At 58.4% G+C, this 23,052-nt stretch carries 27 protein-coding genes, 2 tRNA genes and 1 riboswitch; of the genes, 15 read left to right on the top strand and 14 right to left on the bottom strand.

Annotated features, from left to right (window positions below; translation table 11 throughout):
- Positions 1-60 precede the first annotated feature (60 nt).
- The 4 genes from BLW66_RS08470 to BLW66_RS08455 all read right to left on the bottom strand — a co-directional run bounded on the left by BLW66_RS08470 (position 61) and on the right by BLW66_RS08455 (position 3,143).
- Complete coding sequence (locus BLW66_RS08470; RefSeq protein ID WP_089946682.1) at positions 61-1,584, bottom strand: relaxase family protein; 1,524 nt, start codon at positions 1,582-1,584, stop codon at positions 61-63.
- Positions 1,581-1,910, bottom strand: a complete 330-nt coding sequence (locus BLW66_RS08465; protein ID WP_244508583.1) for a plasmid mobilization protein — start codon at positions 1,908-1,910, stop codon at positions 1,581-1,583. The genes BLW66_RS08470 and BLW66_RS08465 overlap by 4 nt, the downstream gene beginning before the upstream one ends.
- Before the next feature lie 140 nt (positions 1,911-2,050).
- The gene (locus tag BLW66_RS08460) at positions 2,051-2,911 is read right to left on the bottom strand and encodes a hypothetical protein (RefSeq protein WP_089946680.1); all 861 of its coding nucleotides are present in this window, start codon (positions 2,909-2,911) and stop codon (positions 2,051-2,053) included.
- Positions 2,912-3,066: 155 nt separating this feature from the next.
- Positions 3,067-3,143, bottom strand: a tRNA-Arg gene (locus BLW66_RS08455).
- Between the two features lie 123 nt (positions 3,144-3,266).
- Between BLW66_RS08455 and BLW66_RS08450 the strand changes: the two genes are divergently transcribed.
- A complete protein-coding gene (locus BLW66_RS08450) occupies positions 3,267-4,310 on the top strand; it encodes a LacI family DNA-binding transcriptional regulator (RefSeq protein WP_244508582.1) in 1,044 nt (347 codons plus the stop codon).
- A gap of 3 nt (positions 4,311-4,313) precedes the next feature.
- Here the strand turns inward: BLW66_RS08450 and BLW66_RS08445 are convergent, their stop codons facing one another.
- The 4 genes from BLW66_RS08445 to BLW66_RS08430 form a co-directional block, all read right to left on the bottom strand.
- Entirely contained in the window at positions 4,314-5,165 is an 852-nt protein-coding gene (locus BLW66_RS08445) for a YihY/virulence factor BrkB family protein (protein WP_244508581.1), read from the bottom strand.
- 2 nt (positions 5,166-5,167) lie between these two features.
- Positions 5,168-5,347, bottom strand: a complete 180-nt coding sequence (locus tag BLW66_RS08440; RefSeq protein ID WP_211664266.1) for a PLDc N-terminal domain-containing protein — start codon at positions 5,345-5,347, stop codon at positions 5,168-5,170.
- Positions 5,348-5,412: 65 nt separating this feature from the next.
- A complete protein-coding gene (locus BLW66_RS08435) occupies positions 5,413-6,744 on the bottom strand; it encodes a UDP-glucose dehydrogenase family protein (protein WP_089946677.1) in 1,332 nt (443 codons plus the stop codon).
- Positions 6,745-6,872: 128 nt separating this feature from the next.
- Positions 6,873-7,223 (bottom strand): winged helix-turn-helix transcriptional regulator, encoded by a 351-nt coding sequence (locus BLW66_RS08430; RefSeq protein WP_089946721.1) that lies wholly within the window; start codon positions 7,221-7,223, stop codon positions 6,873-6,875.
- 96 nt (positions 7,224-7,319) lie between these two features.
- Between BLW66_RS08430 and BLW66_RS08425 the strand changes: the two genes are divergently transcribed.
- Entirely contained in the window at positions 7,320-7,607 is a 288-nt protein-coding gene (locus tag BLW66_RS08425; protein WP_089946676.1) for a putative quinol monooxygenase, read from the top strand.
- Between the two features lie 24 nt (positions 7,608-7,631).
- On the top strand, positions 7,632-8,645 hold the full coding sequence (locus tag BLW66_RS08420) for a zinc-binding alcohol dehydrogenase family protein (RefSeq protein ID WP_089946675.1): 1,014 nt from the start codon (positions 7,632-7,634) through the stop codon (positions 8,643-8,645).
- Between the two features lie 130 nt (positions 8,646-8,775).
- On the opposite strand, the gene BLW66_RS08415 is transcribed toward BLW66_RS08420, so the two are convergent.
- Positions 8,776-8,851: transfer RNA gene (locus tag BLW66_RS08415), tRNA-Lys, on the bottom strand.
- 107 nt (positions 8,852-8,958) lie between these two features.
- Between BLW66_RS08415 and dapF the strand changes: the two genes are divergently transcribed.
- From dapF to BLW66_RS18260, 8 genes are all read left to right on the top strand, one after another.
- A complete protein-coding gene (gene dapF / locus BLW66_RS08410) occupies positions 8,959-9,795 on the top strand; it encodes a diaminopimelate epimerase (RefSeq protein WP_089946674.1) in 837 nt (278 codons plus the stop codon).
- The gene (gene mtaB / locus BLW66_RS08405; protein ID WP_089946673.1) at positions 9,792-11,024 is read left to right on the top strand and encodes a tRNA (N(6)-L-threonylcarbamoyladenosine(37)-C(2))-methylthiotransferase MtaB; all 1,233 of its coding nucleotides are present in this window, start codon (positions 9,792-9,794) and stop codon (positions 11,022-11,024) included. Before dapF ends, mtaB begins: the two co-directional genes overlap by 4 nt.
- A complete protein-coding gene (locus BLW66_RS08400) occupies positions 11,021-11,665 on the top strand; it encodes a glutathione S-transferase (protein WP_089946672.1) in 645 nt (214 codons plus the stop codon). The genes mtaB and BLW66_RS08400 overlap by 4 nt, the downstream gene beginning before the upstream one ends.
- A complete protein-coding gene (locus BLW66_RS08395; RefSeq protein ID WP_342027819.1) occupies positions 11,619-12,302 on the top strand; it encodes an FMN-binding negative transcriptional regulator in 684 nt (227 codons plus the stop codon). Before BLW66_RS08400 ends, BLW66_RS08395 begins: the two co-directional genes overlap by 47 nt.
- Positions 12,299-12,913 (top strand): glutathione S-transferase, encoded by a 615-nt coding sequence (locus BLW66_RS08390; RefSeq protein WP_089946670.1) that lies wholly within the window; start codon positions 12,299-12,301, stop codon positions 12,911-12,913. Before BLW66_RS08395 ends, BLW66_RS08390 begins: the two co-directional genes overlap by 4 nt.
- A 3-nt stretch (positions 12,914-12,916) precedes the next feature.
- Complete coding sequence (locus tag BLW66_RS08385) at positions 12,917-13,330, top strand: GNAT family N-acetyltransferase (RefSeq protein ID WP_089946669.1); 414 nt, start codon at positions 12,917-12,919, stop codon at positions 13,328-13,330.
- Between the two features lie 50 nt (positions 13,331-13,380).
- Positions 13,381-13,959, top strand: a complete 579-nt coding sequence (locus BLW66_RS08380; protein ID WP_170833435.1) for a serine hydrolase — start codon at positions 13,381-13,383, stop codon at positions 13,957-13,959.
- Between the two features lie 65 nt (positions 13,960-14,024).
- Complete coding sequence (locus BLW66_RS18260) at positions 14,025-14,255, top strand: serine hydrolase family protein (RefSeq protein WP_342027818.1); 231 nt, start codon at positions 14,025-14,027, stop codon at positions 14,253-14,255.
- A gap of 12 nt (positions 14,256-14,267) precedes the next feature.
- On the opposite strand, the gene BLW66_RS08375 is transcribed toward BLW66_RS18260, so the two are convergent.
- Positions 14,268-14,720 (bottom strand): tRNA (cytidine(34)-2'-O)-methyltransferase, encoded by a 453-nt coding sequence (locus BLW66_RS08375; protein ID WP_089946667.1) that lies wholly within the window; start codon positions 14,718-14,720, stop codon positions 14,268-14,270.
- A gap of 136 nt (positions 14,721-14,856) precedes the next feature.
- On the opposite strand from BLW66_RS08375, the gene petA reads away from it, so the two are divergent.
- From petA to BLW66_RS08360, 3 genes are read left to right on the top strand one after another with little or no spacing between them, the layout of a single operon-like run.
- Positions 14,857-15,420 carry a ubiquinol-cytochrome c reductase iron-sulfur subunit gene (gene petA / locus BLW66_RS08370; protein WP_089946666.1) on the top strand — a complete coding sequence of 188 codons (564 nt, stop codon included), beginning with the start codon at positions 14,857-14,859 and terminating at the stop codon, positions 15,418-15,420.
- A gap of 13 nt (positions 15,421-15,433) precedes the next feature.
- A complete protein-coding gene (gene petB, locus BLW66_RS08365) occupies positions 15,434-16,768 on the top strand; it encodes a cytochrome b (protein WP_089946665.1) in 1,335 nt (444 codons plus the stop codon).
- A 13-nt stretch (positions 16,769-16,781) separates the two neighbouring features.
- Positions 16,782-17,588, top strand: coding sequence for a cytochrome c1 (locus tag BLW66_RS08360; RefSeq protein WP_089946664.1), 807 nt, complete (start codon positions 16,782-16,784; stop codon positions 17,586-17,588).
- A gap of 64 nt (positions 17,589-17,652) precedes the next feature.
- Here BLW66_RS08360 and BLW66_RS08355 read toward each other — a convergent pair whose 3' ends face one another.
- The 3 genes from BLW66_RS08355 to BLW66_RS08345 are packed head-to-tail and all read right to left on the bottom strand — an operon-like array spanning position 17,653 to position 20,841.
- Entirely contained in the window at positions 17,653-18,348 is a 696-nt protein-coding gene (locus BLW66_RS08355; protein ID WP_089946663.1) for a thiamine ABC transporter ATP-binding protein, read from the bottom strand.
- Complete coding sequence (locus BLW66_RS08350; protein WP_089946720.1) at positions 18,335-19,882, bottom strand: thiamine/thiamine pyrophosphate ABC transporter permease ThiP; 1,548 nt, start codon at positions 19,880-19,882, stop codon at positions 18,335-18,337. The genes BLW66_RS08355 and BLW66_RS08350 overlap by 14 nt, the downstream gene beginning before the upstream one ends.
- Entirely contained in the window at positions 19,858-20,841 is a 984-nt protein-coding gene (locus BLW66_RS08345) for a thiamine ABC transporter substrate-binding protein (protein ID WP_089946662.1), read from the bottom strand. The genes BLW66_RS08350 and BLW66_RS08345 overlap by 25 nt, the downstream gene beginning before the upstream one ends.
- Before the next feature lie 35 nt (positions 20,842-20,876).
- A riboswitch (TPP riboswitch) is annotated at positions 20,877-20,976 on the bottom strand.
- Positions 20,977-21,068: 92 nt separating this feature from the next.
- Between BLW66_RS08345 and aroC the strand changes: the two genes are divergently transcribed.
- Complete coding sequence (gene aroC / locus BLW66_RS08340) at positions 21,069-22,163, top strand: chorismate synthase (RefSeq protein ID WP_089946661.1); 1,095 nt, start codon at positions 21,069-21,071, stop codon at positions 22,161-22,163.
- Here the strand turns inward: aroC and BLW66_RS08335 are convergent.
- Positions 22,160-23,026 carry a DMT family transporter gene (locus BLW66_RS08335; RefSeq protein ID WP_089946660.1) on the bottom strand — a complete coding sequence of 289 codons (867 nt, stop codon included), beginning with the start codon at positions 23,024-23,026 and terminating at the stop codon, positions 22,160-22,162. The two genes, aroC and BLW66_RS08335, sit on opposite strands and share 4 nt — an antisense overlap.
- Positions 23,027-23,052 lie beyond the last annotated feature (26 nt).

Genomic DNA, 23,052 nt, shown 5'->3' with positions numbered 1-23,052 from the left:
GCGGAATTCGTCCGTCCGTTTCAGTCCCATAGTCAGTCCCCTTTGTTGAAGTAAATGCTATCAAAGGGCCGGCATCAAACCGCGACAGGTCCAGCTTCTTTCGCTAACTTCCAGCTGGTCTCTAATCCCGCCTGAAGCGTGTCGTAATTCTGCTCCTCGCGCAGCAAGTCGGCCAATGTGGTGACGGACGTGAGATGTGATTTCATCAATAGCGCCACGCAATGCGCCAAGCCATTCACCTTGCTTTCGATCCTGCTGGTCGAGCGTTTCTCTAAGGCATGCAATTCCTTGGCTGAGCTCTCGCAGGCTGTCACCAACCGTTCGACGGATGCGAGCAATTCGCGTTCCAATGCTGTCAGGGTCTGTGTCATCTAAGGTTCCTTGATCTCGATGCAGATGACCGGCGTCCCGGCCATCGTGCAGGTCTTCAATTCGGTCCGATTGGGGTCCAATGTCACCGATGTCAGCCCAGCCTGTTCGATCCGCGTCAGACCCAGCTCCTTCAGCTCCGAGCGCGTTATCAAACCTGTCCAAAGCCAACTCGCGATCAGCACCGTCACGATCCAGACTGACACCATCGCCACGATCACCCAAGGGGAGATCGTCAGCCAGCGGCGGATCGTCTCGCTCCGCCTCTCCAACTCGCTCTTGCTGTCGCTGAGAAAGAACCTGATATCGGTCTCGATTGTATGCAGCGCGCTGTTCGCAATGCTGCTGAAATCGCTCCTGAAGTTCTCCAGCTGAGATACCATCAAGGCGGCGTGGTCGCTCCGGATCGTTTCCAGGTCCGCGTTCAATTTCTCGGCGAGGCGGTTCGGCTTGCCAGTCGTCATGGAAAATCTCTCCTTTTAAGCGCCAGCGTTCGCCGGTGTCGGGGTCTTTTGCGGTGATGTAGTCTTTGCTGGCACGGGGGATGTCGAAACCCGCCTCAGATAGCGCATCGATCATGCTGGCGCGGTCGATGATGGTGCCGACGCTGATCTGATCGAGGATCCAATCGTGTAGCTCCTCGCGTCCCTGCGCGCGGGTTGGGTTTTCAATCGTCGCTCTCACTTCACGGGCGCGTTCTGGCTCCAAAGGGTCTGCCCAACCGTGGGTCTTGTTCATCAGGTCACGGAGGCTCGCAAAGGCGGTCTCATGTCCTGGCGGCGCGATGTTCAGCGCTTTGCCGGTGCCGAGTTCGAGGCGAGGCGTGCAGAAGTGCAGCTCGATATTGCCCTCATGCGAATGACGCACCCAGAGGCAGTCGTATTGATCCCTGTCCAGCCCGGCAAAGGCCAGAGCCTCAAATAGCTCAATGGCCTCTTGCTGGGCGTCGGGACTGGGATCATCGCTCTCAGTGAAGCTGATAACGCCTGCCGTGTAGCTCCACTTGTTGTGGCTCGCATCGATCAGATCGCGGGTCTGGTCTGGATTGCTGTGCAGCACCTCGGGCAATGGGTCGCGGATCTTGGTTTGGAGCTGGCCGTTGTCATCGCGGATCAGGTTGCGGCTCTCGTCATAGGCGAGAACCTCGCGCGCGGTCAGGTAGTCCACTGGGGCCGCACCGCCGCCCGTTCCAGTGGAGAAGAACGAAATGATCATTCGCCGTTCCCGCCTATGTGTGCCGCCACGATCTGTGCTAACTGCCGTTCGATGACCACCAGCTGAGCAGCGACCTTGAGCGCATCGATCTGGCTCGCGCGGCCGGATTTGACCGCGCTGTTGATCCAGCGGGAGATCTGATTGAGGTTGCCGCCGACACGGGCAATCGCAAAGGTCAGCTTCGGATCAACGCGAGGGACGGGCTTGCGTCGACGTGCGTCGGTCAGCCCCAAGGCCTCGCGCATCAGCGTGGCATTGGGCAGACCAGCGGCGCGCGCTTTGACCACAAGCGCCGCCTTTTCCGACGGGGTGCATCGAAAAATCACACTCTCGGAAAGGCCCTCTTTGACGCAGCTTGCGCGCGTCCGGTTGGGGTTTGAAGGGGAGGCTTGCCGCCCCTCACAAGTCCCGCCGATGTAATCGGTGGGTAACCTTGCTCTCTGCTCTTGGTGGGGATCGGTCGCACTCATGCCCTCAGCCCCGCCGCCTCGATTTCAGCAGGGCTAACTAGGTTTGCGGCCAGTAATGCGGTCACTTGGCCGGGTGTGATGTGGCGGCACAGTGGATGGCGGTCCATGACCCAGTCGGCCAAACCTTTGAGCAATTCGGCCTCTTTGGCTTTGCCCGCTTCTCGCGCCTCCTCAACGTCGTGAAGGTATTTCAGCCAACGGCCAGAGCTGAACCAATTGTCGGAGAAGCACACCTTGGATCGGGTGAAGCCTTCGCTCTCGGTGGCGTAGGCACGCACGGCTTCGTCAAGGTCTTTGGCGTCCACGCCGTCGGTCAGCGCTTGGCGGATTTGTGAAAGGCAAACCGCTTTGCCGCGAATGCGATCCTCGGGGTAGGCGGACAAAATCTTTTCTGAAATCTCATCCTCCACCGCCGCCACCTTCGCGTGCGAAGGATTTGGTTTTTGATATGGTTTATATCTGTTCTTATAGGATTTGCCCTCTGGGGCAGATGGCTTGCCCTCAGGGGCAAATGCATCATTTTCCCTTTCAGACGGATCGATTTGCCCATTGGGGCAAATGGAGTTGCCCAGGGCATACCAGCAGGTCCGATCATAGCGATCGTCGCTGAAATTGCCCTTGATGATCAGCTCCGCGCTGACCAGCTTTTCGAGCGCCGTGCGGATCTGCTTTTCGCTCAGATAGGGGAACAACTCACCAAAGGCCGAGATCGAATTGTAGGTCCAATACCGCCCGTCTCGAAGGTTACGGCGATTGGCTTGGTTCTTCTCGATCCAGAAGGCGATATTCTGGAAAATCACCGCTGCATTGAGGCCGACACGTCCGGCGATTTCGGGATCAAAGCTATGGCGGCTCATGAGTGGCCCCCGAAATACGCACAAACGTGCGAATTTTGTACAGGTTTTGTACGAGAAATCGGCCGTTTCAGCCGATTTCGGCCTGAAAGCCGACGGGACTTTCCGCACGCTTCCGCATAATGTCCTGTAAATAATCCATATTTTTCAGGTGTTTTTGGTGACCCCGGCAGGATTCGAACCTGCAACCTGCCCCTTAGGAGGGGGCTGCTCTATCCAGTTGAGCCACGGGGCCACGCGGTGTGTATTGCGTATTTGGCGCGGGGCAGGCAAGCCTAAACCCCTGCGCAGATGTTTCTTGGAGCCCAACCTCTTTAGCGCTATCATGTAGCGCAGCCCTAACTTTACGAGATACCCATTGGCAGAACGTTCCAGCCCCGAATACCGTCACCAACTCACGTTACGCGACGTGTCGGAGGCGTCCGGTGTCAGTGAGATGACGGTGAGCCGAGTGCTGCGAAACCGCGGGGAGGTTTCTGACAAAACCCGCGAAAAGGTGCTACTTGCGGCCCGCCAGCTTGGCTATGTGCCGAATAAGATTGCCGGGGCATTGGCCTCAAATAGGGTCAATCTTGTGGGCGTGATCATCCCGTCGCTGTCGAACATGGTGTTCCCTGAGGTGATGATGGGCATATCGAAGGTGTTTGATGACACCCCCCTGCAACCCGTTGTCGGAGTCACGGATTACCTGCCCGAGAAGGAAGAGAAAGTCATTTTCGAGATGCTATCGTGGCGGCCATCCGGCTTGATCGTAGCTGGCTTGGAACACACTGACGCGGCGCGCCGGATGATGGAGGCCGCTGGCGTTCCCATTGTGGAAATCATGGACGTGGATGGCCCTGCTGTGGATTCTGCCGTTGGCATCTCTCATACGCGCGCGGGACGGGAAACCGCCAAGGAAATCTTGAAGCGTGGCTACCGGAAAATCGGGTTTCTCGGAACCAAGATGCCGCTCGACCACCGCGCCCGCAAACGGTTCGAGGGGTTTGAAGCGGTGCTGCGTGAGAGCGGTCTGAGCCTTGAAGCCGAAGAATATTATTCGGGTGGCTCCGCCTTGGCCAAGGGGCGCGAGATGACCGCTAATATTTTGAAAACCAACAAGGACTTGGACTTTCTATACTACTCTAACGATATGATCGGGGCTGGCGGGCTGCTCTACTGCCTTGAGGCCGGCATTGATGTGCCCGGAAAACTAGGGCTGGCAGGGTTCAACGGCGTCGACCTGATCGACGGATTGCCGCGTAAATTGGCCACTATGGATAGCTGCCGCGTTGAAATCGGCAAGGCTGCCGCGCAGATCATCGCTAGCGAGGCCGAGGGCAAGCGCGACGCCACAGCGGAAAAACGCATCGAAATTTCGCCTATTTTTGCGCCGGGCGACACGCTGCGGGCGGCAACCTAGGCGTTACCTGCGCCTATGGCGGTGGCGTGCCAGCTCGCAGTTTAGCGTCGCGCCCAGCAGCACAACCCACGCGCTGATGTAGAACCACATCAACAACGCAATGACAGCGCCGATTGACCCGTACACTTCGTTATACTTGCCAAAGTTCGCCAAGTAGAGCGAGAATGCCCAAGACGCCGCGCCCCAGATGACCAAGGCGACCAGCGCCCCCGGCGACACCCACCCTGTTTTTAGGTGCGCTGTCTTATGGTTGGGCCCGAACCGGTAGATCATCCCTAGTCCAAGCACGACGGCCGTTGTGACCAAAACCCAGCGCAGGGCCTCAAAGGTTCGCTCGGCGAATTCACCTAACGGTAGAAAAGCCAAGACGATCGGAAAGATCACTATCCCTGTCAGCGCGACAAGGGACATGGCGATCAAGCAAACAGTCAACAGCAACGCCGCGTAGGTTCGACGCACGCCGGTGCGGTGCGGGGCCGAATAGACCGCGTTCAGCCCACGGATAAGCGCTGACACCCCCGCGCGAGTTGACCAAAGGGCTGCGCCGATGGACACCAGAGTGGTGTAGCCGAGCGTTGAATCATTGGCATTGATCAGTGCATCCACCTGCGCCTCGAACAGACGGAACGCATCGCCCGGGACGAAGCGTTGCAGCAAGGTCAATTGATCATCAATGAACACCGGATCGGAGAAGACACCCCATAGGGCAATCAGCGCCGCCAGCGCTGGAAAGATCGCCAGCATCGCATAGAAAGCAACGCCCGCCGAAATCAGGCTCAGATTACGCGCATCCATCGCGGCCAGCAGGTCACTGACCAACCGGTAAGCCTTAAACGCGTGGCGGACGGCTCCCACTGCTAACGGGACGGTTTCGGACCAGCGAAGTACCAGATCAGTAGGCCGATGACTGGCAGGAACAGGATCAACAAGATCCAGATCACTTTCTGAGCGGTCTCAATCCTGGTGTTTATGATTAGCGCAATCGCCCAAACATCAAGCGCGAACACCACAAGACCGAGTAGTGGGCTAAGACCCATTGAAAGCTCCTTTCGCATTTACCTATTAGCTAAAGGTAGGCGACCGTCAGCTGAATACCAAGCCTTTACGCCCCAAAGCCGCTTCGCCCGATTGAGACATAGGCACCGAAACCCGCCCGCTTCGCGTCTTTGGCGGAGTATATGTTGCGCAAATCCGCCATGCGAGGGGTTGCCATCTTCTTGGCCAACTTCTTTAGATCAAGCGCGCGGAACTCGTTCCATTCCGTCAGGATCACAAGCGCATCGGCGTTTTGCGCGGCTTTGTAGGGGTCGTCGACCCAGTTCACACCTGGTAGCAGGTCCTCGCCCTCGCGCAGGCCTTGCGGGTCAACCACGCGAACCTTGGCACCGCCGCCCACCAATGCGGGCACAATCGTTAGGGATGGCGCGTCGCGCATGTCATCGGTGTTGGGCTTGAACGTAACCCCAAGCACAGCCACCGTCTTGCCGTTGAATGTGCCTTCGCACAGGTCGCGCAGCTTCTCGATCATGCGAATTTTAACGGCTTCATTCACCCGCATCACCGTCTCTGTGATCTGCATAGGAACGGCGTGTTCTTGCCCGATCCGCGCCAGCGCGGAGGTGTCTTTGGGGAAGCATGACCCGCCGTAGCCCGGCCCCGCGTGCAAGAACTTGTTGCCGATGCGGCCATCCATGCCCATGCCGCGCGACACTTGCTTCACGTCCGCGCCGGTCTTTTCGCAAAGGGCTGCGATCTCGTTGATGAAGGTGATTTTCGTCGCAAGGAATGCATTCGCGGCGTATTTGATCATTTCCGCGCTTTCCAGATCCGTCGTGATGATGGGGAAATCACGTAGGTACAGTGGGCGGTAAACTTCGGCCATAACCTCTGCGGCGCGGTCACTTTGGACGCCAACAACAACGCGGTCGGGTTTCATAAAGTCGTCAATTGCGGCACCTTCGCGCAGAAACTCTGGGTTGGAAGCGACGTCAAACTGCAGGTCGGGCGCGGCCTTGCGGACCACCTGCTTCACCTGACGGTTCGTCCCCAAAGGCACGGTCGATTTGGTCACGATCACAGTATACGGATTTCCTGCCGCGGCGCAGGCCTTGGCGATGTCTTCGGCGGCCGCGTAAACAAACGACAAGTCCGCATGCCCGTCACCACGGCGCGTGGGGGTTCCCACGGCGATGAACACCGCCTCCGCGTCTTTGATCCCAGCGCTAAGGTCAGTTGTGAACGACAAGCGACCAGCCTCAACGTTCTTGGCCATCAAATCGCCCAAGCCCGGCTCATAGATCGGAACTTGGCCGCTGTTGAGCATTTCTATTTTGGACGGATCACGATCAACGCAAACAACATCATGGCCAAAATCCGAAAAACACACGCCAGACACCAGTCCAACGTAACCCGTGCCGATCATCGTGATTTTCATAGTACCCTCTTGAACAAACTTCCTGCGAAATGCGGAATCTTTGGCCAACTGTCAACGAAACGCCATCCCCCGCATCTGCACCCGTGGCGGACTGCGATCTTTGTGCGTCACATGGAATGCGCTAGCGCTTAGCGCCGGAAGACCTGCCCCCAGCCGCGTAGCGCCTCAATCACGTCGCGCAGTTGTGCGCCTTTCTCCGTGAGGCTGTATTCAACCCGCGGCGGCACCACGGGGTATACCTTACGGTCCACGATACCGTCCGCCTCCAACTCTCTCAGCTGCTTTGTCAAACTACGTTGGGTCACACTACCCACGCGGCGGGACAGCTCACTGAACCTCAGCGTTTCTTCCAGAAGGTGAAATATTATCAACCCCTTCCACTTACCGGAAATTTGCTCCAGCGCCGCCTCGACGGGGCAACCGTCGCTGCATCCATAGCTGTCAAAGCGATGGGGCGTCGGTGTTTTTACAGTATCCATATGGTGCCTATATGCTCGAAAGGTGCGTACTTGCATGTTGTATCCTGTCGCAGCATATGCGCTGTAATCGACCATTTGTCAAAAGGAGACGATACAATGTCATTAACCATTCTGGCACAAATCACCGCAGCGTCCGGCAAAGCCCCGCTGGTCCGCGAAGAGTTGGAAAAGCTAATCGAACCGACCCGCGCTGAGGACGGCTGCATTCAATATGACCTGCACACCGATAACGCGAACCCAGAGCTGTTCGTGTTCTACGAAACATGGGAAAGCCGCGATCTTTGGCAGGCGCATATGAACGCGCCACACCTCCAAGCATACGGCGCGGCCACCGATGGCGCCGTCGCCGACTTCACCCTCAACGAACTGACAAAACTCGCCTAAATCAGGCGCATAAGGACATAAAACATGAAAGCTGTAGGATATAAAAACGCCGGACCGCTGGACGGCGCAGGCGCTCTTGCTGACATCGAAGTGGACAAGCCAACCGCAACCGGCCGTGACTTACTCGTTCAGGTTCAAGCGGTCTCTGTTAACCCCGTGGACTACAAAATTCGCGCAAACCGCCCGCCGGAAGGCGATGAACACGCTATTCTAGGGTGGGACGCCGTCGGCGAAGTTGTCGAGGTGGGCAATGAAACGTCAATGTTCAAAGTTGGGGACGTGGTTTGGTACGCAGGTGCGATCGACCGCTCTGGCACAAACGCGGAATACCATCTTGTTGACGAACGGATCGTCGGCCGCAAACCCAGCAGTGTCACGGCCGCAGAAGCCGCGTCCCTACCACTGACCACGCTGACCGCTTACGAGATGCTGTTTGACCGTCTACGTGTCGCCGACCCCGTTCCGGGCGCAGCGCCTGCCGTTGTCATCATTGGCGGGTCGGGTGGCGTTGGATCAATCGCGATCCAACTTCTGCGCGCATTGACAGATATGACCGTCATCGCCACAGCGTCACGTCCTGAGACGCAAGACTGGGTGAAAGATCTGGGGGCGCACCACGTGCTCGACCACTCTAAACCGCTCACTCCGCAGATTGAGGCGCTTGGCATAGGCCAGCCGGGTTACGTGTTCTCCACAACCCACACGCATCAGTACATTGAGCAAATCGCCGAGTTTATCGCGCCACAGGGCCGTTTTGGTCTAATCGACGACCCTGAGTCGCTGAACATCATGCCGTTCAAAACAAAAGCGATCTCGACCCACTGGGAGTTGATGTTCACGCGCTCCTTGTTCGGCACAGCTGACATATCACGCCAGCATGACATCCTGAACGAAGTCGCCGATCTTATTGATGCGGGCAAAATTCGCTCCACAGCGACGCAGACGCTTGGAAAAATCGACGCAGCAACGCTGACACGCGCGCATGAGATACTGGAGACCAACAAAGCCAAGGGCAAACTGGTGCTCGAAGGCTTCTAAAACCAAACGGCGCGGGGGCAATCCTCGCGCCGATCCACCTTCTGAAGGATTCGCACTGCCGAAGGCAGAAAGCGATGCTAGCCGCCCCATTAAAGGAGCGGCTGCACATCACATTTCAAAACTAGAAAAGTGGTGAGCCCTGATGGGTTCGAACCATCGACCTACTGATTAAAAGTCAGTTGCTCTACCAACTGAGCTAAGGGCCCACTGAGGGTGCTATCTAGAAAGGTCGCCCCATGGGGTCAACCCCCAAATCTACGAGAATCTGCACCATCTCTTCCATTGTGCTTAAGCGAAGGTTATATCGCCCGTTATGCAACACGCAGATACCTCCCTCGGCCTGCCCTTCATGAAAATGCACGGGCTGGGCAATGACTTCGTGGTTATTGACCAACGAGGCAATAATATTCGTGTATCCGAATCCCTTGCGCGTGCTTTGGGGGACCGACATCGCGGCGTCGGATTCGACCAGCTTGCCGTACTAGATGACGTTACGGACGCTGACATCGGGCTAACTTTTTTTAATTCTGACGGTTCAACTGCGGGTGCTTGTGGCAATGCCACGCGCTGTGTCGCGCGATTCGAGATGGATCGACGGGGAATCACCTCCCTAAGCCTCAAGACAGAACGTGGCGTATTGCAGGCCGAAGAAGCTGGCGCTGGCCTGACGCGCGTAAACATGGGCGCGCCGCTTCTCGACTGGCGCGACGTGCCGCTGGCGCGTGAGATGGACACACTTGCGCTACCGATAGAGGGCGCGCCAACCGCAACTGGCATGGGCAACCCGCATTGCACGTTCTTTGTGGATGACGCCGAAGCGGTGGATCTCTCCACCTTCGGGCTCTCACATGAACATCACCCGCTATTTCCAGAGCGCACGAACGTGCAAGTGGCGCACGTCGTTGGCGACGACCACCTGCGCATGCGCGTGTGGGAACGGGGCGTTGGCGTCACGCTTGCCTCCGGCTCCTCTTCCTGTGCGACAGCAGTCGCCGCCGTGCGTCGCGGGCTCACTGGACCGCAGGTCCGTATTGATCTGGACGGCGGCCAGATCGATATCGACTGGCGGGACGACGGCGTTTGGATGACAGGCCCGACCGCCCACGTATTCACAGGCACGCTCACGCCAGAATTCTTGGCCACACTATGAAGCCGCCAATTTTTTCCACCCACGGGTGTCGCTTAAACGCCTATGAGACAGAAGCCATGCGTGACCTCACGCAGGGGCAGGACAATCTGGTCGTGGTGAACACCTGTGCCGTCACCGCAGAGGCTGTGCGCAAGGCCCGCCAAGACATCCGCAAGTTGCGCCGCGAAAACCCTGATGCCCGCTTGGTCGTCACTGGATGCGCCGCCCAGACGGAGCCGGAAACTTTCTCGAATATGGCCGAGGTCGACAACGTCATCGGCAATACCGAAAAGATGAACCGTGCGACGTGGGGCTTCCTGCCTGACACCGAAAAAGTGCAGGTCGACGATATCATGTCGGTTGAGGAAACCGCAGGCCACCTGATCGACGGCTTCGGCACCCGCGCTCGCGCTTATGTGCAGGTGCAAAATGGCTGCAATCACCGCTGCACCTTTTGCATCATCCCCTATGGTCGCGGCAATTCGCGCTCCGTCCCTGCGGGGGTGGTGGTCGATCAAATCAAACGTCTTGTCGATAAGGGCTACAACGAGGTTGTTCTAACAGGCGTAGACCTAACCTCGTGGGGCGCAGACTTGCCCGCGACCCCGCAGCTGGGTGATCTGGTTCTACGTATCCTCAAACTGGTGCCCGACCTGCCGCGGCTGCGGATATCGTCCATCGACTCAATCGAGGTCGACGAAGCCCTGATGCAAGCCATCGCGACAGAGCCCCGACTGATGCCGCATCTGCACCTGAGCTTGCAAGCCGGTGACGACATGATTCTTAAACGCATGAAACGCCGCCACCTGCGCGATGACGCGATCAAGTTTTGCGAGGACGCCCGCAAGCTGCGCCCCGATATGACCTATGGTGCCGACATCATCGCGGGGTTCCCGACGGAAACCGACGCCATGTTCGAAAACTCGCTTAAGCTGGTTGAGGATTGCGGCCTCACCTGGCTGCACGTCTTCCCGTATTCGGCGAGGAAAGGCACGCCAGCGGCGAAGATGCCTGCTGTGAACGGCACGCTTATCAAAGCGCGCGCCGCGCGACTCCGCGCTGCGGGTGAGGCGCAGGTTCAACGGCACCTTGCCGCGCAGATGGGTCAAAGCCACAACATTCTCATGGAAAACCCGCGCATGGGCCGGACCGAGCAGTTCACCGAAACCCTATTCGTCACGGATCAACCCGTTGGCCAAATAGTCCCCGCCCGCATCATCGGAGCCGAGGGCACGCAGCTGCGCGCATGAGCGCGATCCTCTACAGCTTTCGCCGCTGCCCTTACGCGATGCGGGCACGTCTTGCCATTCACGCCGCAGGCTTAACGCTAGAACATCGCGAAATTCTGCTGCGCGATAAAGCGCCGGAATTTCTGGCCGCCTCCCCCAAAGGAACGGTACCTGTCGTGGTCGCTGAAGGGACAGTGATAGAAGAAAGCCTTGATGTCATGCTGTGGGCCTTGGGGCAAAATGACCCCGAAAACTGGCTGCACGACCGCGACGCCAGCCTCAAGATGATCACGCACAACGACGGACCGTTTAAGCAAGCGCTCGACAGGTACAAATACGCAAACCGTCACGAGGACGGACCGGAAGTCTGGCGCGATACCGGCGCGCAAACGCTGGCCCACTACGACGCCACATTAAGCGAAACGCCGTTTCTTCTGGGGCAGGCCCCGCGTCTGGCGGATATGGCCATTTTCCCGTTTGTTCGCCAGTTCGCGAACACTGACCGTGCTTGGTTCGACGCCCAGCCATGGCCGCATCTGCAGAACTGGCTAAGCGCGCACCTAGAGTCCGAACGCTTTGCCGCAATCATGGTGAAGCGCCCAAAATGGCGGGCAGGTGACCCCGTGGTACTTGCACCCACGCTGGAACCTCGCCAAGGATAGCGCTATGCATCCGAACCCGTCTTTCCGCCAAGCCAGTCCGAACCGTAGTATCGGCTTCGCCCGTGAACGCGGTTTCGGCACTTTAGCGACAAACGGTGCGGACGGGCCCCTGACCGCGCATGTCCCGTTCCTGTTGTCAGAGGACGGCAAGCGAGCAGAGCTACACCTTATGCGCTCCAACCCCATCGCGCGGGCCAGTGCAGTGCCAACGAAGGCGGTCATCACTGTCACCGGCCCCGATAGCTACATCTCGCCCGACTGGTACCATGTCGCGGATCAGGTCCCCACTTGGAATTACGTCGCCATCCGGATCACCGGCACGCTTGTGCCCCTGCCCCATGATCAGCTGCACGCGCTACTAGACCGCCTGTCGACACATTTCGAGACCCAGCTTCTGCCAAAGGCGCCTTGGCACTCGGACAAGATGTCGGACGGCGTCATGGACAGGATGATGCGCCAGATATTGCCCTACCAGTTTGACGTATCCGACATCGACGGCACGTGGAAACTGGGGCAGAACAAACAACATGATGCCCGATTGAGCGCCGCTGACCATGTCGCCGCTTACGGTATCGGACAAGATACACCCACGCTCTGCGCGCTCATGCGTGGGGCAAATACGGAGATCCCAGAATGAAGCTCTTTTCAAGCCCGACTTCACCGTACGTTCGCAAAGTCCTCGTGATCTTGCGCGAGACAGGTCAACTCGCCGATGTTGAGCTAGCCGCTGCGGGCGGCACGCCGTTGAATCCGGGCACGATGCCACGCGACTTGAACCCCCTTGGTAAAATTCCGGCGCTTGCGCTGGACGACGGCCAACCGCTCTATGACAGCCGCGTCATTTGCCGGTTTTTCAATGAGCGTGCGAACGGCGACCTCTACGGCTCCGGCGACGCGACGTGGCAACTGCAAACCCTTGAAGCAACCGCTGACGGAATCCTCGATGCGGCGATTTTGATGGTCTATGAGGCCCGCGTGCGCCCTGACGACAAGCAATTCGCAGACTGGATTGAAGGTCAATGGCGCAAGGTCGACACAGCGCTTGATGCGCTGGAGGCGAGCTGGATGGACACCCTGAACGGCGACGCGCTGAACATCGGCCAAATTGCTGTGGGCTGCGCGCTAGCTTACATCGATTTCCGCCACGCAGATCGCAACTGGCGCGAAGGGCGTCCGAACCTTGCCGCATGGGAAGCCGAATTTGCCAAACGCGACAGCATGCTCGCGACCGTCCCACCAGCGGGCTGAACAATGGCGCAGATCACCCGAACAAACGACATTGCCACCTGCCACGATATCCGGCGGGTGGTGTTCATCGAAGGTCAGAATGTGCCAGAAGCCGAAGAGATCGACGGCGAAGACCCGAACTGCATCCAATACCTTGCCACCGTAAACGGCATCCCCACCGCAACAGCGCGAGTCAAGGCAACGGGCAAAACGGCGAAAATCCAGCGAGTGGCAGTTTTGGACGCCTACCGTGGCACGGGCCTCGGGGCGCAGCTCATGCGGTTCATTCTCGACGACGTTCGAGCTGAGTTCGACGAGGCACTTTTGGGCTCCCAAGTGCACGCCATCGGGTTCTACGAAAAGCTGGGCTTCAATGTCTTTGGCCCCGAATTCGACGACGCGGGCATCCCCCATCGGGAAATGTCATTGCGGCTTTAGGAGGCGAGCTTCAGTCTGAGCATCACAAAATGATACACGCGGGGTCCGCTATGAAAAATTCTTCAATGGCAATCAGGCTGACAGTTAGCGTGCTTTGCCTGTTTGTGGCCTCCGCAATCGGAGCCAGCTCAGAGCCGGTTTTGGAGGCGGTTCGCGGCATCGAGCGCGATCTAGGCGCGCGCGTCGGACTATACATGCACGACCTGCACACCGATGAGCAGATCACATACGCCGCACACGACCGCTTCCCCATGAACAGTACCTTCAAGCTTTTAGCCTGTGGCGCGCTCTTGAAGCGCGTGGAAGCTGGCGAAGCGGACTTGACCCAAACTGTTTCGTTACAGGGCATGGAGGTAGTGAGTTACTCACCCGCCATTAAAGAACATATGCGCAAAGGTAAGCGCGCCGTTTCCCTAAACGATGCTTGCGGCATGGTGCTGTCAGTCAGTGACAATACAGCTGCAAACATTGTTTTGTCGCAGATCGGTGGGCCAGATGGGCTCACCACCTTTTTGCGAAGCGTCGGGGATGAAAACACTCGTTTGGACAGATGGGAGCCCGCTATGAACGAGGCGATCCGCGCGACACGACAACACCGCATGCGATTGCAAATAGTGTCGGGGAGTTAATTCTAGGCAGCACGCTCTCTACGACCTCGCGAAGCACGCTGCGAGGATGGCTTTCACATCATAACGTGGCCGACGCCCTGTTCCGCGCCGCCCTTCCACCATCATGGACTATTGATGATCGTTCCGGTGCAGGGGGCTTCGGCTCTCGTTCCATCGTGGCTGTTTTATATCCGCCGAACAGAAAGCCGATACTCGCCGCGCTTTTCATGACGGAGACCAATGCCAGCTTCACCCACCGCAACGCGTCGATTGCACGTGTAGGCGCTGCGATCGTTGCACATACATCCGAAAACTAATCGACGGGCTTCTCACGCTCGCAACTGCCGATGTGCCTCGGCAACTGCAATCCCCGCCGAAATCGCCACGTTCAAGCTACGCCCACCCCCGGGCATGGCAATTTTCACGCGACCATCCACGGCGTCATGGACGTGCTCCGGCACGCCAGCACTCTCGCGCCCGACCATCAGACAATCCCCATGCTGGAACTCGAAATCCCACAAATCAGTGGCCCCCTTGGTGGTCAAAAGCACGAGACGGCCCGGCTTGTTTGCGTGAAACGCATCCCAGCTGTCATGGTGGTGAACGTCCGCGTGTTCGGCGTAATCCAAGGCCCGTGTTTTCAACAATTTTAGCGAAAACGGGAAGCCGCAGGGTTCAATCACGTGAACAGGCGCATTAAAACACACGCCCAAGCGCACCAAAGACCCCAAATTCGGGGCCAAATCGGGCTCAAACGCTGCAATTTGGACATACTGCGACAAATGGCTTCCTCTTCAGGTCATTCATGGGTGGACGCGAAGGGGACTTAGAATATATCTAGCCTCGATATCCTGCGCCCTTGGTGCGGATTCTTCAATTTACCGGCCGCACAAGCGGTCCGACAAGGGAGAAGTTCTCGTGTCCCACGCAGACGACCACAGCGGCGCAACCCGTCGCGACTTTCTGTACTACGCCACAGCTGGCGCTGGTGCGGTAACCGCAGGGGCCGCCGTTTGGCCTTTGGTGAACCAAATGAACCCATCGGCGGATGTGCAGGCCTTGGCCTCTATCGACGTTGACGTGTCCGGCATTGAGCCAGGCACTCAGCTGACCGTCAAATGGCTCGGTAAGCCGGTCTTTATCCGCCGCCGTACCACCGCAGAGATCGAGGAGGCCCGTTCGGTTTCTCTCTCGGATCTTCCGGACGCGGGCGCAGAGAACAACAACCTTGGCCCAGAAGCCGATGCTGAAGACCAGAACCGCTCGCTCGACGAAGATGGCGAATGGCTGGTCATGATCGGCGTTTGTACACACCTTGGCTGTGTGCCTTTGGGCGACGCTGGCGAGTTTGGCGGCTGGTTCTGCCCATGCCACGGGTCGCACTACGATACCGCCGGTCGCATTCGCAAAGGCCCTGCGCCGCGCAACATGCTGGTGCCTGTCGCTCAATTCACGTCGCCTGACGTGCTGAAACTCGGTTAAGGGAGAAACGATTATGGCTGGTATCCCACACGACCATTATGAGCCAAAGTCTGGCGGCGAAAAGTGGCTTCACACCCGCTTGCCGATTGTTGGCTTGCTCTACGACACCCTGATGATCCCTACTCCGAAGAACCTGAACTGGATGTGGATCTGGGGCATTATCCTGACATTCTGCCTTGTGCTGCAAATCGTGACCGGCATCGTGCTGGCCATGCACTACACGCCGCATGTTGATCTGGCGTTCGCGTCGGTTGAACACATCATGCGTGACGTGAACGGCGGCTATATGCTGCGTTACCTGCACGCCAACGGCGCGTCGCTGTTCTTTGTGGCCGTTTACGCCCACATCTTCCGCGGCTTGTACTACGGCTCTTACAAGGCCCCACGTGAAATCACGTGGATTATCGGTATGATCATCTACCTCGCAATGATGGGCACCGCGTTCATGGGCTACGTGCTTCCATGGGGTCAGATGTCCTTCTGGGGCGCGACGGTTATCACCGGCCTGTTCGGCGCCATCCCTGGCGTTGGCGAAATGCTGCAAACTTGGCTGCTGGGCGGACCTGCAGTGGATAACGCGACGTTGAACCGCTTCTTCTCGCTGCACTATCTGCTGCCGTTCGTGATCGCCGGCCTTGTCGCCGTTCACATCTGGGCCTTCCACACCACGGGCAACAACAACCCAACTGGTGTTGAGGTACGTCGCACATCCAAAGAAGACGCGGCGAAAGACACGCTGCCATTCTGGCCTTACTTCGTGATCAAAGACTTGTTCGCACTGGGCGTTGTTATGATCGTGTTCTGGGCAGTCGTTGGCTTCATGCCAAACTACCTTGGCCACCCCGACAACTACATTGAGGCGAACGCGCTGGCGACACCTGCACACATCGTGCCGGAATGGTACTTCTTGCCGTTCTACGCGATCCTGCGCGCCTTCACCGCTGACGTTTGGGTTGTGCAACTGGTGTCCTTCGTGACCGGTGGCATCGTTGACGCCAAGTTCTTCGGTGTGGCTGCCATGTTCGGTGCGATTGCTGTGATGGCGCTGGCACCTTGGCTGGACACGTCGTCGGTTCGCTCCGGCCGTTACCGTCCGATGTTCAAATGGTGGTTCGCGCTGCTGTGCGTCGACTTCATCGTTCTGATGTGGGTTGGTGCCATGCCAACGGATGAGCCTTACGCCACGATCTCTTTGATCGCGTCCGCATACTGGTTTGGATACTTCTTGGTCATCCTGCCGCTGCTGGGTGTTATCGAGAAACCATTGGCGCGTCCTGCAACCATCGAGGAAGACTTCGATGCGCATTACCCAGCCAAGGGCAGCGACTCAGTCGCAGCTTCAGAGTAAGAGGAAGATACCAATGCTCAAGAAACTCTCACTCGTAGCCGTCTCGGCAGTTGCCTTCGCTTCCGGCGCATTTGCCGCCGGTGACGCGGGCCACACCCATGACGTGGATTTCTCGTACGAGGGGCCGTTTGGCACCTACGACCAGAACCAACTGCAACGCGGCCTGCAAGTCTACACCGAGGTTTGCTCGTCCTGCCACGGCCTGAAATTCGTGCCTATGCGTACGCTGGCAGACGAGGGCGGCCCAATGCTGCCCGAAGACCAGATGAAGGCTTACGCCAAAGCGTTCCCGATCAACGACGAGTTGGCCAACCCGCAGCTTTTCGACAAAGACCTCGAAGAGTACCGCACACTGAAGCCCACGGATAACTTCCCGGCTTTGGAATCCGCTAACGCACCTGACTTGTCCTTGATGGCCAAGGCACGCTCTGGCTTCCACGGTCCCTACGGTCTGGGGATCAACCAGTTTGTTAACGGTATCGGCGGCGCGGAATACATTGCGTCCATCCTGACTGGCTACACCGGTGAGGAAAAAGAGGAAGCTGGCACAACCTTCTACGAAAACACAGCCTTCCCGGGCGGCTGGATCGCCATGGCGCCACCGCTCTACGGTGACGACGTGGAGTACGCAGACGGCCACTCGGCAGACCTGCACCACGTCGCAGAAGACGTTGCAGCCTTCCTGCGCTGGACAGCAGAGCCACATCAGGACGCACGCAAGCGCACAGGCTTTGTTGCCGTGTTCTTCCTGATCATCCTGACAGTGCTGCTCTACCTGACCAACAAGCGTCTCTGGGCACCGATCAAGCGCAAAGGCTAAACCCTTCCGCAGAGTAATAAAAAGGCGCGTCCCTCGGGGCGCGCCTTTTTCGTTAGCAGAGCACTTAACCCCCCAGGTAGTCCCGCAGCACATCGGGCGGGGCATCCAAGAATGGCCCCGTAGGCACCGGCGCATGGGCAATCCCATCGGCCACCAGAGTTGTGCTCCCGTCCAACTGCCGCGCGTCTTTCGGGTCGTGCGTCACCATCAGCACGGTCAACCCGCGCTCGCGGGCGATCTCATCCATCAGCGCCAGCATCTCGGCCCGCAGTGCTGGCCCTAGCGCCGCAAATGGCTCATCCAGCACCATGATCGGCTTGTCGCGCAACAACACCCGCGCCAAGGCGACACGGCTTTGCTGGCCACCCGACAGCGCAGCAGGCTTGCGCGCGCCCATGCCGCTCAAGCCGACACGCGCCAAAGCATCCCTTACACGGTCCGTCTCTCGCGCGGAGAGCTTCAAACTGGGCTTCAGCCCCAAGCCTACATTCTGCGCAACTGTCAGATGCGGGAACAGATTGCTGTCCTGAAACACCATCGCAAGCGGTCGCTCCGCTGGGACCACATTTGAAATGTCACGTCCCTGCCACAGGATCCGGCCCGCAGTGATCGGCACGAACCCCGCCAGCGCGGACAGCAGCGTTGATTTGCCAGCGCCGGACGGCCCGATGACCGACACCTTAGCGCCCGCAGGCACTGAGAGGGCCGCTTTCAGCGCAAAATCCCCCTGCACGATTTCCACGTTCTCAAAGGTCAGCATTTACGCGCCCTCCACGGTCAAACAGCCAGAACAACGCCAAACTAAGCGCGAGCAGCACCAGCGCGGCGGCAAAGGCTTCCTGCATCCGGTAGGCTGTCATAAGGTTATACAGCGCCAACGGCAGCGTCGCATGGTTAGGGTCCGCAAACAGCGTAATCACCCCCAAGTCACCCATCGACAACGCGGCGGCCAACCCCGCGCCAAACCCCAAGGGGCGGCGCAAGCGCGGCAGGACGACAATGCGCAGCCTCGCCCAGCCCGTGAGGCCTAGCGACGCCGCCAAGCGCCCGTAGTCCGCCTCCACCTGCCGCAGCGCTGGCGACACGGCGCGGAGCGTAAACGGCAAGCTCATTGCGGCGTTCACCACCACGGTCACAGGTAAGGCCAGCAACACAGGGTCAACCCAACGATAGGTCAGGATGAACAACCCCGTCCCGATGACCAACGGGGATGCCGCGACTGAAAGATACCCCACAGCCTCCACTCCGCGCCCCCATTTTAGCGAGAGCAAGGCGAGAGAGAGCGCCATAACGACAGTAAGCCCCGCCGACAATACCGCGACCCATACTGACCGCCACGCAGCGCTTAGGATGTTGACCGATAACTCCGGCAGGCCGGGCAACCCCTTGGCGACAATCATCGCCAAAGGTGTAATCAGAAACAGCGCAACAACACCGATCGCAATGCCGTCCAGAACTCGTGATCCGTCATTACGGTACACCACGCGGTCCAAGCCCGCGCCCTGCCCTGACGGCACTGAAATAGCAAAGGAAGCAAGCGCCAGCCCTACGCAGATCACAAACTGAACCAATCCCAACAGCGCGGCCTTCGACAAATCGAAGTCGAAGCGGAAGGCCTGATAGATAGCTAACTCGATTGTCGTGGCTTTGGGGCCGCCGCCCAGCGCAAGTGCCACGGCGAAGCTCGTCGTGCAGATCAGGAAGATGACCATCACCACCCCCGGCAATACCTCGCGAAGCATTGGCCATTCCAGATGTCTTGCCATGTCGCGTGACGTGAATCCTAACGACTGCGCAAGCCGGAACCGCTCCGCCGGAATAGCGAGCCATCCTTGCAAGATTAATCGCGTGGCCAGCGGCAAGTTAAAAAATACATGTGCCAAGATGACACCGTGCCAGCCATAGATCGAAATAGGTTCTAATCCAGCCCAATTTAGCGTTTCTGATATGATACCGCTGCGCCCGTAGACGGCTAACAATCCCAGCACCGCGACTACAACGGGCAGGATAAACGGTGCCCCAAGAACGGTGAGCAGCAATGCGCGCCCACGGAACTGACGACGCGCCAATGCCCGAGCAACGGGGATCGCGCAAACCGCGCTCAGCACCGCCGACACAGCCGCCTGCCAAAGCGTAAACCGGACGGCGGACCAGTCGTTCTTGGTCAGTGCCGACAGCTCCTCCGCCCGCCAAGCTACCGCGCCAAGCGTTCCGAGCGTCAGCACCAACAGCAGGGCGACAACCGCCGCCCCGCCAAGGTTGGACAGGCTTATTGGCTGAACGCGCTCAGCCATTCTTCCAGCGCCGCATCGCGCAAGTCAGCTGCTTCATTCTCCGAATAGAACAGTGCCTTTTCCGGCATGTCCAATTTCTTAAAACCGTCCGGCAACTTGTCTGCATCCAGTTTTGCGGGGAAGGACCAGTTGGCCGTCGGGATCATAGTCTGGAACGTTTCCGACAGGACAAAATCCATGAATGCCTGTGCCAGTTCCGGCTGCGTGCTGGTTTTCACCTGCGCCGCCAGCTCCGTCATGAAGTAGTGGCCTTCTTCAAAAATCGCCGCGCGCTTGGTTTCATCGTCTTCCGCGATGATGTGGTAAGCGGGGGACGTCGTGTAGCTCAGCACCATGTCGGCTTCACCGTCGGTGAACATGCCGTAGCTTTCCGACCAACCTTTAGTCACGGTCAGCGTCTTGCGGGCCAGCTTGTTGAATGCTTCTTGGCTGTCATCGCCGTAAACGGACTTCACCCACAGCATCAGTGCTAAGCCCGAGATGGAACTACGTGGATCTTGCAGCACCACTTTCGTGTCTTCATCTGCCAGAAAGGCGTCAAAAGTCGTCGGCGCATTCCCCATTTTTTCCGTGTTGTAGATGAACGCGGTGTGACCCCAGTTGAACGGCAGGAACACGTCGTCCGTCCACTCTATCGGCAAGGTCATATCGCTCGTGTCTTGCCCGTGGGGCAAGAATAGACCCGTTTCGCGAGCCCTTTTGGTGACGTCAGTGTTCAAACCGATGACAACATCCGCCTTGGTGCGTTCGCCTTCCAACAACAGGCGCGGTAGCACGTCGCCAGCCACGTAACTTACGTCACAGGCGCATGTTTCCTCGAACGCGGCCTCGATCTTCGGACCGGGGCCCCATTCGCTCGTGAAGTAGTCTGGTGCATAGATCGTCAGCACTGGCTTCTCTTCGGCAAATGCCGCGGTGGCCAATGTGATCAGTCCTACGCTTAGAAGGGTCTTTTTCATCTCATTCCTCCAAAACGACGGACGGAGTCGGGAGTGAGAGCATCTCAAACCTTCCCTCCGCCGGTCTTAACCGGTTCAGGTTCAACGGGTCAGCATGCGCAATCTCAGCCGTTTTAGGCCCCCCGAGGTATCGTTGTATCTAAGCCCCATACCCTACATCGGCAAGGTGAAAGCTCTTGAGGGCGGCGTGGCGCACCGCTAGACCTCTGACAAAAGGGAGACGCCCCATGTCGATGAATAGCTTTGGCCATCTTTTCCGCGTGACCACTTGGGGCGAAAGCCACGGGCCGGCACTTGGCGCAACCGTCGACGGGTGCCCCCCTGGAGTGCCGCTCACGGCTGAGATGATCCAAGTCTGGCTCGACAAGCGCAAACCCGGCCAAAACAAATACACCACTCAGCGCCGCGAGGCGGATGAGGTGCGGATTCTGTCCGGCGTTTTTGAGGGAAAAACGACCGGTACTCCCATCCAGCTGATGATCGAGAACACGGACCAGCGTTCCAAAGATTACGGCGATATCATCGAGAAGTTCCGCCCCGGCCACGCAGACATCACTTACTGGACGAAATACGGCATCCGTGACTATCGCGGCGGAGGGCGGTCCTCGGCCCGCGAAACTGCAGCGCGTGTCGCCGCTGGCGGCGTTGCCCGCGAGGCCATCAAGATGCTAGCGCCGAGTCTAAAGATCATTGGCTACATGGTACAGATGGGTGAGCATAAGACTGACACCCGCGACATGGACCAGATTGAGCAAAACCCGTTTTGGGTGCCGGACGCGGACGCGGCATCAACCTGGGCCGACTATCTGGACGGTTTGCGCAAAACCGGAAGCTCCGTCGGTGCGATGATCGAGGTTATCGCGCAAGGCGCCCCAGCCGGTCTTGGCGCACCGGTTTACGCCAAGTTAGACACTGATTTGGCGTCGGCCATGATGTCTATCAACGCCGTCAAAGGCGTTGAGATCGGCGCAGGAATGCAGGCCGCGATGCTTACGGGTGAAGCCAATGCGGATGAGATCAGCATGGGGCCGGACGGGCCTGTTTACAGCTCCAACCACGCAGGTGGTATTCTAGGCGGTATTTCCACAGGTCAGGACATTGTGGTGCGGTTCGCGGTGAAACCGACAAGCTCGATCCTCACGACGCGCAAGACCATTACCAAGTCCGGCGAAGACACAGAGATCATCACGAAAGGCCGTCATGACCCCTGCGTCGGCATCCGCGCCGTGCCCGTGGGTGAGGCGATGATGGCTTGCGTGATCCTTGATCATCTGCTGCTTCACCGTGGTCAAATAGGCTCTAATCAAGGCAAAATCGGCTAAGCCTTCTGCTTGGACAGTTGAACAGCCAAGATGCCGCCCGCGATGATTAGAACGCCGATAAAGTCGACGACATTGATGCTCTCCCCAAGGAGCGCCGCAGCAATCGCGACACCGAATACTGGATTCAGGAAGTGGAAGGTCGACGCTTTGACCGCACCAACCCTGCCCACCAACATGAACCAGACCCATGTCGCCATCAGGCCCGGCACCAAGGTTGTGTAAACAAACGCCGCGATCCACGTGGGACTAAGGGTCACGTCCCATGTTTCCAGCGGCACCGCGAGGGCGAAGAGGCAGGCGGCGCCCACCAGCATTTGCAACCCGACGATCATCAAGACATTTCCGCCGGAAGCAGCCCCTTTCACGGACAGTGTCGCGAAGGTCAGGGCCATAGCGCCTGTCAGACAGAAGCCCACGCCAAGCAGGTCCACGCCGCCGTTGATCCGGCTTCCCATGATCAGCACCACGCCCGCGATCCCGGCAACCAGCCCGAAAATCCCAACCGCTGAAACGCGGTCCTTGAAGATGGCCCAGCCTACCAACGCCACCATAAGCGGCATTGTTGAAGCAATGATCGCCGCGAGGGACGCCTCGATCCATTGCATGGCGACGAAGTTGAGCCCCAAATACAGCGCGTTTTGGCAGATCCCGAATATCCACGTCGCACGCCACTGCGCGCGGCTTAAGCTCCAAGTCTGGCCAAGCGCCTTGGCTATGAGAATACCTAAAAGGCCCGATATCAGAAATCGCAGACTCAGCGAATACAGCGGCGGGGCGTCGGCCACGATGATGCGCGCAGACGTGAAGGCGCTTGACCACATCATGGCGAAGGCCAGCCCCATGAAAATTGCTTTGATGTCCACGCTGAATTCCTTGCCTGTGTCGCGGC

It is taken from the genome of Litoreibacter albidus, from assembly GCF_900107015.1.
Taxonomy (GTDB): domain Bacteria; phylum Pseudomonadota; class Alphaproteobacteria; order Rhodobacterales; family Rhodobacteraceae; genus Litoreibacter; species Litoreibacter albidus.
The sequence above is the reverse complement of the archived record's forward strand: the minus strand, read 5'-3'. Positions and strand labels throughout refer to the sequence as shown.

Bases quoted from the DNA above. Each gene is read 5' to 3' on its own strand.
- BLW66_RS08470 (WP_089946682.1), bottom strand. From the start codon at position 1,584: ATGATCATTTCGTTCTTCTCCACTGGAACGGGCGGCGGTGCGGCCCCA.
- BLW66_RS08460 (WP_089946680.1), bottom strand. From the start codon at position 2,911: ATGAGCCGCCATAGCTTTGATCCCGAAATCGCCGGACGTGTCGGCCTC.
- BLW66_RS08440 (WP_211664266.1), bottom strand. From the start codon at position 5,347: ATGGGTCTTAGCCCACTACTCGGTCTTGTGGTGTTCGCGCTTGATGTT.
- BLW66_RS08435 (WP_089946677.1), bottom strand. From the start codon at position 6,744: ATGAAAATCACGATGATCGGCACGGGTTACGTTGGACTGGTGTCTGGC.
- BLW66_RS08430 (WP_089946721.1), bottom strand. From the start codon at position 7,223: ATGGATACTGTAAAAACACCGACGCCCCATCGCTTTGACAGCTATGGA.
- BLW66_RS08425 (WP_089946676.1), top strand. From the start codon at position 7,320: ATGTCATTAACCATTCTGGCACAAATCACCGCAGCGTCCGGCAAAGCC.
- BLW66_RS08420 (WP_089946675.1), top strand. From the start codon at position 7,632: ATGAAAGCTGTAGGATATAAAAACGCCGGACCGCTGGACGGCGCAGGC.
- dapF (WP_089946674.1), top strand. From the start codon at position 8,959: ATGCAACACGCAGATACCTCCCTCGGCCTGCCCTTCATGAAAATGCAC.
- mtaB (WP_089946673.1), top strand. From the start codon at position 9,792: ATGAAGCCGCCAATTTTTTCCACCCACGGGTGTCGCTTAAACGCCTAT.
- BLW66_RS08400 (WP_089946672.1), top strand. From the start codon at position 11,021: ATGAGCGCGATCCTCTACAGCTTTCGCCGCTGCCCTTACGCGATGCGG.
- BLW66_RS08390 (WP_089946670.1), top strand. From the start codon at position 12,299: ATGAAGCTCTTTTCAAGCCCGACTTCACCGTACGTTCGCAAAGTCCTC.
- BLW66_RS08385 (WP_089946669.1), top strand. From the start codon at position 12,917: ATGGCGCAGATCACCCGAACAAACGACATTGCCACCTGCCACGATATC.
- BLW66_RS08380 (WP_170833435.1), top strand. From the start codon at position 13,381: ATGAAAAATTCTTCAATGGCAATCAGGCTGACAGTTAGCGTGCTTTGC.
- petB (WP_089946665.1), top strand. From the start codon at position 15,434: ATGGCTGGTATCCCACACGACCATTATGAGCCAAAGTCTGGCGGCGAA.
- BLW66_RS08360 (WP_089946664.1), top strand. From the start codon at position 16,782: ATGCTCAAGAAACTCTCACTCGTAGCCGTCTCGGCAGTTGCCTTCGCT.
- BLW66_RS08355 (WP_089946663.1), bottom strand. From the start codon at position 18,348: ATGCTGACCTTTGAGAACGTGGAAATCGTGCAGGGGGATTTTGCGCTG.
- BLW66_RS08350 (WP_089946720.1), bottom strand. From the start codon at position 19,882: ATGGCTGAGCGCGTTCAGCCAATAAGCCTGTCCAACCTTGGCGGGGCG.
- BLW66_RS08345 (WP_089946662.1), bottom strand. From the start codon at position 20,841: ATGAAAAAGACCCTTCTAAGCGTAGGACTGATCACATTGGCCACCGCG.
- aroC (WP_089946661.1), top strand. From the start codon at position 21,069: ATGTCGATGAATAGCTTTGGCCATCTTTTCCGCGTGACCACTTGGGGC.